This window comes from Parabacteroides caecihominis, assembly GCF_023656785.1.
Taxonomy (GTDB): domain Bacteria; phylum Bacteroidota; class Bacteroidia; order Bacteroidales; family Tannerellaceae; genus Parabacteroides; species Parabacteroides segnis.
In genome coordinates this window covers 59,499-71,954 of record NZ_JAMOKS010000023.1, presented here as the reverse complement: position 1 = coordinate 71,954, position 12,456 = coordinate 59,499, and the positions used below count along the sequence as shown (strand labels likewise).

At 45.2% G+C, this 12,456-nt stretch carries 11 protein-coding genes; 8 read left to right on the top strand and 3 right to left on the bottom strand.

Annotated features, from left to right (window positions below):
• Positions 1–66 precede the first annotated feature (66 nt).
• Positions 67–228: a hypothetical protein gene (locus NBH14_RS18605; RefSeq protein WP_007655063.1), complete on the bottom strand. Its 162-nt coding sequence runs from the start codon at positions 226–228 to the stop codon at positions 67–69.
• Between the two features lie 550 nt (positions 229–778).
• On the opposite strand from NBH14_RS18605, the gene NBH14_RS18600 reads away from it, so the two are divergent.
• The 8 genes from NBH14_RS18600 to NBH14_RS18565 all read left to right on the top strand — a co-directional run bounded on the left by NBH14_RS18600 (position 779) and on the right by NBH14_RS18565 (position 10,361).
• On the top strand, positions 779–985 hold the full coding sequence (locus NBH14_RS18600) for an HU family DNA-binding protein (RefSeq protein ID WP_186959788.1): 207 nt from the start codon (positions 779–781) through the stop codon (positions 983–985).
• A 30-nt stretch (positions 986–1,015) separates the two neighbouring features.
• A complete protein-coding gene (locus tag NBH14_RS18595; RefSeq protein ID WP_186959790.1) occupies positions 1,016–3,385 on the top strand; it encodes a TonB-dependent receptor in 2,370 nt (789 codons plus the stop codon).
• Positions 3,386–3,449: 64 nt separating this feature from the next.
• Positions 3,450–4,532, top strand: a complete 1,083-nt coding sequence (locus tag NBH14_RS18590; protein ID WP_186959792.1) for a sensor histidine kinase — start codon at positions 3,450–3,452, stop codon at positions 4,530–4,532.
• Positions 4,522–5,589, top strand: coding sequence for a sensor histidine kinase (locus NBH14_RS18585; RefSeq protein WP_186959794.1), 1,068 nt, complete (start codon positions 4,522–4,524; stop codon positions 5,587–5,589). Before NBH14_RS18590 ends, NBH14_RS18585 begins: the two co-directional genes overlap by 11 nt.
• Entirely contained in the window at positions 5,586–6,299 is a 714-nt protein-coding gene (locus NBH14_RS18580) for a LytR/AlgR family response regulator transcription factor (RefSeq protein ID WP_046145405.1), read from the top strand. The genes NBH14_RS18585 and NBH14_RS18580 overlap by 4 nt, the downstream gene beginning before the upstream one ends.
• 67 nt (positions 6,300–6,366) lie before the next feature.
• A complete protein-coding gene (locus tag NBH14_RS18575) occupies positions 6,367–8,451 on the top strand; it encodes a right-handed parallel beta-helix repeat-containing protein (protein ID WP_186959796.1) in 2,085 nt (694 codons plus the stop codon).
• A 17-nt stretch (positions 8,452–8,468) separates the two neighbouring features.
• On the top strand, positions 8,469–9,227 hold the full coding sequence (gene trmB / locus NBH14_RS18570; RefSeq protein WP_186959797.1) for a tRNA (guanosine(46)-N7)-methyltransferase TrmB: 759 nt from the start codon (positions 8,469–8,471) through the stop codon (positions 9,225–9,227).
• A gap of 24 nt (positions 9,228–9,251) precedes the next feature.
• Positions 9,252–10,361 (top strand): Mrp/NBP35 family ATP-binding protein, encoded by a 1,110-nt coding sequence (locus NBH14_RS18565; RefSeq protein WP_186959799.1) that lies wholly within the window; start codon positions 9,252–9,254, stop codon positions 10,359–10,361.
• 77 nt (positions 10,362–10,438) lie between these two features.
• Here the strand turns inward: NBH14_RS18565 and NBH14_RS18560 are convergent, their stop codons facing one another.
• Positions 10,439–11,737: an outer membrane beta-barrel protein gene (locus NBH14_RS18560; protein ID WP_186959801.1), complete on the bottom strand. Its 1,299-nt coding sequence runs from the start codon at positions 11,735–11,737 to the stop codon at positions 10,439–10,441.
• A complete protein-coding gene (locus NBH14_RS18555; RefSeq protein WP_007655089.1) occupies positions 11,734–12,285 on the bottom strand; it encodes an RNA polymerase sigma factor in 552 nt (183 codons plus the stop codon). The genes NBH14_RS18560 and NBH14_RS18555 overlap by 4 nt, the downstream gene beginning before the upstream one ends.
• Between the last annotated feature and the right edge of the window lie 171 nt (positions 12,286–12,456).

Sequence of the window (12,456 nt, the reverse complement as noted above, 5' to 3'; positions counted from 1 at the left end):
TCTTTAAATTTTAAGTAACAGAATTAATTCAATACACACAACGAATGTCAGCAAAAGACATCCGGCTTATTCATCGATCGTTCGTCCGCACTCATCAAATGGAAATCTATCCGGCATCTCCGGAGCCACTTTTTCTCCTTCCGGAACCGGTTCATGTGTTATTTGATCCAAACGATAATCTGCACACGTAAACGATGCCAACAAAGCTAATAAAAAAGTATTTCCCATCTCTCTACAAATTTAATCATCTTACCATTAATTCTGAAACAAACTTATTATATATAGGTATAAGAGGCCGGGATTATTTTACTGAAATGTAATCTGTATTTACTGAACTGTATTTTTTTGTTACTGAAATGAAACCGTTATTCCTGCCCGGGGTAACCGCATCAGGGTAATTACAAACTAACCCGCGGACACCGGAAACTAACCGCCCCCTCCCTACTAATTAATTGAAAAGTCAGGACTCCTTATTGCCAGGGTGTACAGGGTAGTCGGACAAGGTGTACAGGATAATTAACCAGGGTGTACAGCGTATCTGATTATCCTGTACAGGGTAATTATACTAAATAGGGTGTTAACAATTAGTTTGTTATAACCTTTAGCTTAATAAGTGCCTAAGATAACGATAGTTAATAGCAAGATGTATGATAATATAAACCGGTCTGGTCGACGATAAGAAGGATTCCGTATACTGGAAAAGCACTTCCGTCTACAAATTAAAAAGCACTTTCTATTGCAGGCTACCTTCGTGGCATAATCATAAAAACAAAAAGAGATGAACAAGAGAGAAGTTATTGCAGCAGTAGCAGAGAGGTCGGGAGTCAACCCGGAGGATTGCGCCAAGGTATTAGACTCATTTGAAGATGTTTTCACGGAAGAAATAACCGGAAGCAAATGGAAAAATGCCGCCTTTGAACAGATATACGGCCTGCTGAATCTTATCAAAGAAAAGAAAAACAATAAACAAAGCAACCTTTCATAGTAAGTAACAAACCTATCAGACAACTAATATATGTATCGTACAATACTCTTTTTACTCCTTTTTATCAGCCTGTTATCGCAAGGCAAAGCGTATAGCCAGAAAACAACCGGCAACCAGCCGTCGCAGACTATCCGTGGAACAGTTATCGACAAAGCATCCGGTCATCCGATGCCTGATGTAACCATCATGCTTTCAGATATGTCGGGCACAGGCACTACAACGGACGAACGCGGACAATTCGTTCTGCCGGAGATCCCGGTAGGGCGGCATAACGTACAGGCTTCTTTTCTTGGATACGAACCTGGTATCTTCAGCGAAATACTGGTAACATCCGCGAAGGAAGTATATCTGGACATCTCACTGAAAGAAAACGTCAACGAATTAAGCGAAGTCGTTGTCCGCCCACAGATTAACAAGGAACAGCCTCTCAACAAAATGGCGGCTACCGGTGCCCGGATGCTTAGTGTGGAAGAAGCCAGCCGTTATGCCGGAGGACTGGATGACCCCGCCCGCCTGGTGAGTTCGTTTGCCGGAGTAGCAGCCAACCTGTCCAGCAACGGAATATCCATCCACGGGAATGCCCCGCACCTGCTGCAATGGAAAATGGAAGATGTAGAAATACCGAACCCGAATCACTTTGCCGATATATCCATACTGGGCGGCGGTATCTTATCATCACTCAGCAGCCAGGTTCTGGGTAATTCCGACTTCTTCACGGGTGCCTTTCCCTCCGAATACGGGAATGCCGTTTCCGGCGTATTCGACATGAAACTGCGTAACGGGAACAACCGGAAAATGGAGAATACCTTTCAGGTAGGTATATTGGGGATAGATGTCGCTTCGGAGGGCCCTTTAAGCAAGAACCACCAGGCTTCCTACATCTTCAACTACCGCTATTCTACCACCGGACTTCTCAACAGCATTTATCCCGGCCTCGACATGGGCGGTACGCTTAATTACCAGGACCTGAATTTCAAATTCAACATTCCGACACGTAAAGCCGGTACTTTTGCCGTGTGGGGAACCAGCCTGATCGACAAATACGAAAATGATTTCGAAGACGATCCGCTGGAATGGGAACATACTCGGGATAATTTCCAGTCGACAGCCAAACAATATATGGCTGCCGGAGGGATAAGCCACCGGTACTTCTTTCCGAACAATGCAATGTTGAAAACAACTTTAGCAGCCACCTATTCCGGTATGAATGCAACAGAAGATGCCCATGCAGCCGATCACACCGTCACTCCGTTCACCTATCAGAAGAACAACACGACGAACCTGATCCTGACATCTTCCTACAACCGAAAATTCAGTGCACGCCATACCAACCAGACAGGTTTCACCTATACCCGTTTGTTCTATAATATGCGGTTAAACCTGGCTCCTTTTGAAACGGCCCCGCTAAACACTCTCTCAAAAGGAAAAGGACAGACCGACCTGATCTCAGCCTACACCAGTTCCTCTTTCGGTATCACAGACCGGCTTTCTGTAAATGCCGGCTTGAACAGCCAGGTTCTGACGCTTAATAACAGTTGGACACTCGAACCCCGGTTGGGGATCAAATGGGCGCCGACCACTAAATCTTCGTTTGCCCTGGCATATGGCTTGCATAGCCGGATGGAAAAGATGGATGTCTACTTCGTCAATTCCAAAAGTACCGGAAAGGAATCCGTAAACAAAGACCTCGATTTTACCAAGGCTCACCATCTGATGCTGACATTCGGCTATAAATTATCCGACAATCTGCTTCTTAAAGTCGAACCTTATGCACAATTCCTGTACGACGTTCCGGTTATTGCAGACAGCTCCTATTCCGTATTGAACCGGAGAGAGTTTTATGTGGAAGAGGCTCTCGTAAACAAAGGGAAAGGACGTAATATCGGGGTAGACATCACGCTGGAACAATACCTGAGCCGCGGATTCTATTACCTGGTCACAGCCTCTGTTTTCGATTCGAAATACAAAGGAGGAGACGGCGTCTGGCACAACACACGGTTTAACCGCCGGTTTATCCTCAACACATTGATCGGCAAAGAATGGATGGTAGGTTCCAAGAGACAGAACATATTAAGTGCCAACGCCAAATTCACCCTGCAAGGAGGAGAGCGTTATTCTCCCCTCGACCATGCAGCGAGCCTGGCACATCCCGACAAGGAAGCACAATATGACGAAACAAGGGCTTATTCCGAACAGTATCCGGTCATGTTTATAGCAAACTTTACGGTCAGCTACAAAATAAACAGAAAGAAAGTAGCACACGAGTTCGCCATCAAGGCATTGAATGTGACCGGAACGGAAGAATATTACGGTTATCACTACAATCTGAAAAGCGGTGTGATGGAACGGAACGGGAACAGCATTCCTATCAGCAATATCAGTTACAAACTAGAATTCTAACCGGTATGCAAACAGATACCAAATAAAATAGTAATTTCGGACAGTCTAAAGAGTAAGCCGCTGTATGGTCGACAACAAAATGAACAAACAAACTTTCTTATACCAGTTCCTGATTGAACCCAGATACAGGATAGCCCGTCATATTTTGTTGCTCGCGGCTGTAACAGTTGTATCGCTCAACCAGAACGTCTATACTTTTGGGGCCAGACTAGAGCAACTGGGAAATCAGGTCTATCTGGCCGGGCTATGTACCCTGATCTCCTATTTCATTGTCGGCTATCTCCATCTTTATCTGTTAGTTCCTAAATTATTACTAAAGAAAAAGTATCTGCCTTACCTTCTTTACTCTTCCATATCTGTCTTGCTACTCATATTACTACGATATGTACAGGAATACTGGATATTCACCTCATCCGGTATTCCTCCCGTCAGAGGTTCTTACTTTAATATGGTAAGCATCCTGGATAGTTTATCGGATTATATGCTGAACATGATCTGTATTACCGGTATTTCCATGACTGTCCTGTTAAAACACTGGATGACAGAAAACCAGCGTGTAAACCAACTGGAAAGGAAACAGATACAATCGGAAGTGGATAACCTGAAAGAGCAGGTGAATCCCTCCCTGTTGTTCAACACGCTGAACCGCACAGGGGTACTATCCAAAAGCGAACCGCAAAAGGCTGCCGATATGGTGCTCCGGCTAAGCCAACTACTCCGCTATCAACTGTATGACGGGGCACGTGATAAGGTTCTACTTAATTCCGAGATCAACTTCCTGACTCATTACCTGGCTCTGGAAAAGTTTTATTCGGACACTTTCGACTATCAGATCGTTTCCGACAAAGCATTGACAGGTGTCCTGATTCCTCCCCTGCTGCTTGTCCCGATCATCCAGTATGCCTTGAAAAGGACGATGAAACAGGAAAAACGTCCTTCCATCCTGTTGCAAGCCGACCGGGAAGGAGAAGAGATACATATCACCTGCCGATTCGACGATCCGACAGAACCGGACATGAAAGAACTGGATAGCTTAAAGGCCCGCCTCAACCTTCTTTATCCGGATAATTATTCCTTATCCGTCACGCAGGAAAAGATGACAGGAACAAGTACTGTTACATTAAAAATGAATACACATGGCAACTAAAACAGACCATATAGTACCCGACTTTCTGCTAAGCCCTCAGAAAAGGGTTTACAGACATCTCCTGCTGCAACTGATCGTCTTCTTTATTACGATCAATGTGTTCTGGGATACTCCGGATGAACTGATTATCAATCCACCCAGAATCCGCTCCTGGATCGGTTATTTCCTGATGATCGACATGCTTATCTATGTCAATGCCTATGTACTGGTACCGCGGTTCCTGCTCAAAGGGCGGTTTCTCCGTTACCTGCTCAGTTCAACGACCCTGATCCTATTATGTATCATCATACTCGGTACACTTCAAACCCTTTTCGAAGATACCCGGTTCGAAAGCATTCCGCCCAGTCCTTCGGTGATGTGGCTGAATATCATTTCTTCGACAGTCTCCTGCGGATTACTGGTTGCCGCCTCATCCGCCCTCGTCCTTTTTAAACACTGGATCAGCAACAACCAGCGCATAGACGAACTGGAAGCCGCCACCCTGCAATCGGAACTGAAATTCCTGAAAAGCCAGATCAATCCGCATTTCCTTTTCAATATGCTGAACAATGTCTACGTATTGATTAAAAAAGGACGCGACGAAGCAGCTGAAGTTTTATTCAAGTTGGAAGACCTGCTGCGTTACCAGCTTAACGACAGTTCGCAAGAAAAGATACAGCTCAATTCGGATATTCATTTTATGAATGATTTCCTGAATCTGGAAAAGATACGCCGGGATAATTTCAACTATATCATATCGAAAGAAGGTGATATAAATAAGGTATGGCTTCCTCCGCTCCTGTTTATCCCTTTCGTTGAAAATGCAGTAAAGCATAATACGGACAGCGAGAATGCTTCGTTCGTACATCTTTTTTTCATCGTACAGGACAACCGGTTGCTATTCCGGTGCGAAAACTCCATACCGCTCCCGGAAGAGGAGGTAAAAGAGCCACGTATCGGCGGCCTGGGACTGAAGAATATCAGAAGACGCCTGGAATTATTATATCCCGGCCGTCACTCGCTGGAAATCATTGAAATGAAACAAAGTTACACCGTTAATTTACAATTGGAACTATGAATTGCATAATCGTAGACGACGAACCGCTGGCCCGTGAAGCAGTGGAGATGCTGATAAATGAGACCGGACAACTGACACTGGCCGGCTCTTTCAACAATGCCGCCTCAGCAGCAAAGTTTATCCATGAGCACCCTGTCGACCTGATCTTTCTGGATATCCGCATGCCAAAGGTTACCGGACTGGAATTTGCCCGTACCATCCCAAAAAGCACTTTGGTCATATTTACAACGGCCTATGCCGAATATGCCATCGACAGTTACGAAGTGGATGCCGTCGACTATCTGGTCAAACCGATCATTCCCGAAAGATTTCAGAAAGCGGTTGAAAAGGCAATGGCTTACCATGCCCTCCTGCTGACCGGAGAAAAGGAAAACATTGAAAATGTAGAAAGCGAATTTATGTTCGTCAAGTCTGAACGCCGCTTCTTCAAAGTGAATTTCAAAGATATACTTTTTATCGAAGGGCTTAAAGATTATGTCATTATCCAGCTTCCCGACCAGCGTATCATCACCAAGACCAGTATGAAAGCAATCCATGAACTGCTCCCTAAAATATTCTTGCGGGTAAACCGCTCCTATATTGTCAATACCCGGCAGATTGCCTCATTCGATAATAATGATATCTATATCGACAAATACGAAATAGCCATCGGAAACAACTACCGGGATATCTTCTTCGACGAATTTGTTGCCAAAATGGGAAGAATGTAACCCGTTGACGGATAAAGTTAAAATAAAATGCTATTTTTGTTAAGTTCAACGAGAAACTCTGTTAATCATGAAAAGGCATCTATTCTTATATCTGTTATCCGTCTGTTCATCTGCAATCATTGCACAGAATACGATTTATGTATCTCCCGGAACGACCGGCATTCAAAAAGGAACTTCTGAATCTCCTTACGGGACAATTGAAGAAGCCCTGAAACAGGGACTTAATGCTACCGGCAACGATACAGTTCATATCCGCATCCAATCCGTTTTTTATCCATTGAACCAAACACTCCGGATAGATAAATCTCCTTCCGTACCGGTTGTTATTGAAGGAGAAGGGAAAGACAAGCCGGTAATCAGCGGGGCAATAACTCTCACTTCCTGGGAGAAAACTCCCGAAGGATGGTGGAAAACGCACGTCGATGAAGTTGCCCGTTACGGATTGAAGATCGAGCAACTGTATGTCAATGGAAACAGAGCCACCCGGGCCCGGACTCCCGACACCGGATGGTTCTTTGTGGAAAAAGCAGATGAGACAATCCATTATAAAGGAACGGGCCGTTCTCCGGAATATGCCACACAACGTATTCAGGCAAAGCCGGAAGATATGGTATCCCTGCAAGGTCTCTCCGAAGAAGAGTTGAACGAAGTAATGGTCATGTGCTATCATAAATGGGATAATACCCGTAAATATCTCTCCATGGCAATACCTGACTCCGGTTATTTTTTCCTGAACGGACAAGGAATGAAACCCTGGAACCCCATACAAAAAGGAAGCCGTTTCATCCTCGAAAACTACAAACAGGCCATGACGACCGAAGGGGAATGGTTTATGGAGCCTTCCGGCGACTTATATTATATTCCCCGTAAAGGAGAGATCATGGAAACAAGCATCGCCCATGCCCCGGTTTTAAACAGGCTACTCACAATAAAGGGAGAAAAAGGCTATCCGGTCAAAAACATCATATTCCGTAACCTCTCTTTTGAACATTCGGGATATGTCATGCCAAAGACCGGTAATGATCCGGCCCAGGCCGCTTCTCCTGTCGATGCTGCAATCCATCTCGACTTTGCGGATAATATCCGTTTTGAAAACTGTGAAATCAAACATACAGGAAACTACGCTATATGGTTCAGAAAAGCCTGTACGAACTGTAATCTGGAACATTCTTATCTGACTGACCTGGGAGCCGGGGCTGTAAAGATCGGAGAATATGAAACTCCCGATCCGAACCTTCTCACCAAAAAGATTACAGTCGATAACAATATCATACAGAAAACCGGATTTGTTTTTCCATGCGGGGTCGGTGTCGCCATTTTCAATTCTTCCGACAACAAAGTTACCCATAACGAAATATCCGATTTATTGTATTCAGGAGTTTCCGTCGGCTGGGTCTGGGGCTATGGTAAAAGCTACGCCGTTAATAATGAGATCGCTTACAATAATATTCATCATATCGGTTGGGGAGAATTGTCCGATATGGGAGCCGTTTACACATTGGGCATCTCTCCCGGAACCCGTATCCACAATAATGTAATCCATCATATTTATTCTTATGATTATGGCGGCTGGGGACTTTATACTGATGAGGGAAGTACCGGTGTCGTTATGGAAAACAATCTGGTATACGGTTGTAAAAGCGGAGGTTTCCATCAACATTACGGAGAAAAGAATAGCATACGAAATAATATTTTCGCCTTCAACCATCATCAGCAACTGCAATTTACACGGGTCGAAGAACATCAGTCGTTCAGCTTTACTTCCAACATCATACTGATGGATCACGGAGTATATCTTGCCGGTGCCTGGGACAAAGCAAAGATAGATATGGACTACAATTGCTATTGGGACCTGCGTAACAATATGCCTCCCAAGTTCCTGGATAACGACTGGAAAACCTGGAAAGGCATCAAAGACAAACATTCTATCATACAAGATCCTGCATTCAAAGATCCTTACCGCTTGGATTTCCATTTCAAGAATCAAAAAGCGATCCGGAAAATCAGGTTCAAACCGTTCGATTACGAAAAAGCCGGTGTCTACGGAAGTGATGAATGGATACAAAAAGCCCGGTTACCGAAAGAACGGGAAGACGAATTCGACAAGATCGTACGGGAAAGGGAAAAGTCGGTATCGGCATTGTTTGAATAAAGTATTATCTTTGCAGCATGGGAAAAAATAAGTTAGCAAAGTTTAACGATATGGCGGGATATCCGCATGTTTTCCAGTATCCGTTTGCCGTTCTGCAAGAGAAAGGATTTGAATTGAAAGGACACTGGCATAAGGAGTTTTTCAAGAATGACAACCCGATCGTGCTCGAATTGGGTTGCGGTAAAGGTGAATATACGGTGGGACTGGCACGCCTGTTCCCCGACAAAAACTTTATCGGCGTAGATATCAAAGGAGCCCGTATGTGGACCGGGGCCAAGGATTCCTATGACTCGGGAATGACCAACGTAGCTTTCCTGCGTACCAGTATCGAACTGATCTCACATTTCTTTGCAGCCGGCGAAGTAGCCGAAATATGGCTTACCTTCCCTGACCCGCAAATGAAAAAAGTAAACAAACGACTGACTTCCACCCGTTTCATGAAGATGTACCGCGAAATACTGTCAGGTGATGGCATCATCCACCTCAAAACCGACAGTAACTTTATGTACACTTACACCTGTGAAATGGTAAAAGCCAACAACTATCCAGTCCTGTTCAGCAACAACGACCTGTATCATTCAGGGTTGGTAGACGATATTCTGTCTATCAAAACCTATTATGAACAGCAATGGCTCGACCGCGGACTGAACATCAAATACATCAAGTTTGTTTGTGAAGAAAGAGACGAACTGGTCGAACCGGACGTAGAGATCGAACTCGATCCTTACCGCAGTTTCAACCGAAGCAAGCGCAGCGCACTGGCTTCAGGCAAATAAGACAACCAATTATACAATCATATTATGGCTATATATCCTAAACTTATCATGGACGCACTTGCAAAAGTGCGCTATCCGGGTACAGGAAAAGACCTTGTCGAAATGGGCATGGTAGAAGACAACATACGGATCGAAGGTAATAAAGTGAGCTTCTCCCTCCTTTTCGAGAAACCCAACGATCCGTTTATCAAATCAGTCGTAAAGGCAGCCGAGACAGCTATCCTGACTTATGTCGGCGAAGATGTCGACATCAAAGGAAACATCGAAGTTCTGGCACGCCAGGCAGCACGCCCCGAACCGGACAAACTGCTTCCGCAGGTTAAAAATATCATCGCCGTATCTTCCGGTAAAGGAGGCGTAGGTAAAAGTACGGTTGCCGCTAACCTGGCTGTAGCCCTGGCAGGACTCGGCTATAAGGTAGGTTTGCTGGATGCCGATATATTTGGTCCTTCCCAGCCTAAGATGTTCAATGTAGAAGACGCCCGTCCCTATATGGAAGAGGTAGACGGCCGCGAATTGATACAACCGGCAGAAAATTACGGAGTAAAATTACTATCGATCGGTTTCTTTGTAAACAAGGAAGATGCGGTTTTATGGCGCGGAGCTATGGCTAGCAATGCTTTGAAGCAGCTGATCGGCGACGCCAACTGGGGCGATCTCGATTACTTTCTGATCGACCTGCCACCGGGTACAAGCGATATCCACCTGACTCTGGTACAGACACTGGCTATCACTGGTGCCATCGTTGTCAGCACACCTCAAGAGGTTGCACTGGCCGATGCCCGCAAAGGTATCAGCATGTTCACCGGCGAAAAGATCAATGTCCCCGTTTTAGGATTAGTTGAAAACATGGCCTGGTTCACTCCCGCCGAACTGCCTGAAAACAAATATTACCTGTTCGGAAAAGAAGGAGCCAAACGTCTGGCAGAAGAGCTGAATATCCCCCTGTTAGGACAAATCCCCATCGTACAGAGTATCTGCGAAGGAGGCGACAACGGAACACCTGTCGCTTTGAATCCCGACACGATCACCGGGGCAGCTTTCCGCGAACTGGCAGAGAATGTGGTCGAACAGATCAACTACCGCAATACAAACATGGCACCCACTCAACGGGTACATGTTAGTAAAAACTAAAAAAGAAAGAGCAGAGCCTCCCGTCGGAAACTCTGCTCATCTTTTTTCCTGTACAGGAAATCAACATCACCTAGTCATCAAAAAGCAAATCTCACGCCGAACTGTACCGATGCACAGAGTGGCTGCTCTTTCCGGATCGTCTCAACCACACTCTTATCATCAAAATAATAGGCGATACCGGGTTCGGCATAGATACTAACGGGTTTTGCTATATCATATTGTACGCCAAGCGCTGCTAAAGCAGAAAACTGTACTTTATCAACATCAAGGTCTGTCTTACTTTTACGCTGACGGACGTTATTCAGATAATAATCCGTATTCAGACTGCCATCCACACACATCTCCGCCATAGCTCCGGCAGAAGCGTAGAATGACAAACGGTCTTTCTTCCAGATCGTATAATTCACCTTCAAAGGTATTCCCAGATAATGCAGGCGTTGTTCCTGTTTATAGAAATCACCTTCACCGGCAGTCAACTCCGAAGAAAGGAAGGTATAAATCAACCCGCTCTCCAAAGACAACCGGTCGCTTATCCGCTTCTTAACCGAAAGGCCGGCAGACAGAGGATATCTGTGCTTCATCTTCGTTCCGGTCGATTTCTGATAATTCGCAGCGGCAATCTTCTCAAACATTGTAAAGTCTGCCGGATCCCGGAAGTCAGGAGCATTCGACGCCACCTCTTTCATGTAGTCATCAAATGTCCCTGAACCCGGGTTATTATTCACACTTACATCCGAACGGGTTGCCGCGTTAAACATCTGCAATCCTCCTGTGGCAGAGGAATAGCGGTCAAACATATTCCCGGCATACAAACTAAAACTCCATCCTTTAGCAGAAGGAGCCGGTTTCACCGGTAACGGCTCGTAACTCTTCTCCGGAACATATTCGTACTGCCCGCTTTCCACTACGGAACGGTTATTGTACGAATTACTTTCCGTCGCATGCTCTTCTCCTATCTCCGCATGAAAATAAGCGGAAATAGACATGTAAACCTCCGATACTACCTGCGACAAGTCAGGCAACTGCGGTTCAGCCGTTTTCACTGTAGCCGCCAGTTGTTTCACTACCGGCTGCGTTTTAATCGGCTCTAACGGCACAACCGGAGCAGACGGACTCTCCACTTTTTCCGCAGGAAGAACGATATCCGACAAGACCGGCTCTATCTCTTTATCTATCCCCATAAAGTAAAGAGCAGAACCTAAAACTGCCAAAAAAGACACAGCTGCCGCCAACCAACGATAAGGGAAGCGACGAACTTCAGCAGGAGCCGGAGCGAACGCAGCTTCCAGCCTCTCCCAGCCATCCTCCGGCAACGGCAGACGGTATTCAACCGACCGATTCCGGTATTCCTCTATTAATTTATCTTCCATTTTCATCTTCCGGCTTGTTTCTGAATGTAATCGTTTACTTTCTTTACCAGCATTGCTTTTGCCCGGCACAGTTGCGACGATGATGATCGTTCGTTTATATGCAGAAGCTCGGCAATCTCTTTATGACTTCGTTCTTCAAATGTATATAAGTTAAACACGGTGCGATATCCCGTTGGTAACTCCTGGACAAATTGCATCAGGACCGACGTCGGGATCTGTTCGATCTCCTCCGGAGGCTCTTCCTCTGTTTCAGCAATAATATCAAGGGGGACTACTTGTTTGAGGACATCCTTTTTCCGAAGGTACTCCAACGCCGTATTTACAAATATACGACTCATCCACGCTTTCAAACTCCCTTCTCCGCGATACGAAAAACTTGAGCAAGAGGAGAATACTTTCAAGAATCCGTCATGCAACAGATCGTAAGCTACGTCCATACCTCCTGTGTACCGGAAGCAAATGCTTAACATTTGTTCCGCATAAGTATCGTAGAGTTCTTTACGGGCTGCATTCACACCCCGCATACACTGCTTTATCAGTTCTGCTTCACCCATCAACGCCGCGCGTGTTTATTATATAAATGTAATGACTGCGGGAATACTGCATGCGATTTCAAAAATTTTCAGCCAAAGTAGTAAAATAATACGGAAAATTGACAAATCAACAGGCAAAACTGTTATCTTACAAAGTATCTCATTCCGCTATTTTTGTAAAAGAATGATCTA

What these genes read in the sequence shown, in the direction of transcription:
- NBH14_RS18595 (WP_186959790.1), top strand. Translation starts at nt 1,016, where the DNA reads ATGTATCGTACAATACTCTTTTTACTCCTTTTTATCAGCCTGTTATCG.
- NBH14_RS18585 (WP_186959794.1), top strand. Translation starts at nt 4,522, where the DNA reads ATGGCAACTAAAACAGACCATATAGTACCCGACTTTCTGCTAAGCCCT.
- NBH14_RS18600 (WP_186959788.1), top strand. Translation starts at nt 779, where the DNA reads ATGAACAAGAGAGAAGTTATTGCAGCAGTAGCAGAGAGGTCGGGAGTC.
- NBH14_RS18605 (WP_007655063.1), bottom strand. Translation starts at nt 228, where the DNA reads ATGGGAAATACTTTTTTATTAGCTTTGTTGGCATCGTTTACGTGTGCA.
- trmB (WP_186959797.1), top strand. Translation starts at nt 8,469, where the DNA reads ATGGGAAAAAATAAGTTAGCAAAGTTTAACGATATGGCGGGATATCCG.
- NBH14_RS18565 (WP_186959799.1), top strand. Translation starts at nt 9,252, where the DNA reads ATGGCTATATATCCTAAACTTATCATGGACGCACTTGCAAAAGTGCGC.
- NBH14_RS18555 (WP_007655089.1), bottom strand. Translation starts at nt 12,285, where the DNA reads ATGGGTGAAGCAGAACTGATAAAGCAGTGTATGCGGGGTGTGAATGCA.
- NBH14_RS18575 (WP_186959796.1), top strand. Translation starts at nt 6,367, where the DNA reads ATGAAAAGGCATCTATTCTTATATCTGTTATCCGTCTGTTCATCTGCA.
- NBH14_RS18560 (WP_186959801.1), bottom strand. Translation starts at nt 11,737, where the DNA reads ATGAAAATGGAAGATAAATTAATAGAGGAATACCGGAATCGGTCGGTT.
- NBH14_RS18580 (WP_046145405.1), top strand. Translation starts at nt 5,586, where the DNA reads ATGAATTGCATAATCGTAGACGACGAACCGCTGGCCCGTGAAGCAGTG.
- NBH14_RS18590 (WP_186959792.1), top strand. Translation starts at nt 3,450, where the DNA reads ATGGTCGACAACAAAATGAACAAACAAACTTTCTTATACCAGTTCCTG.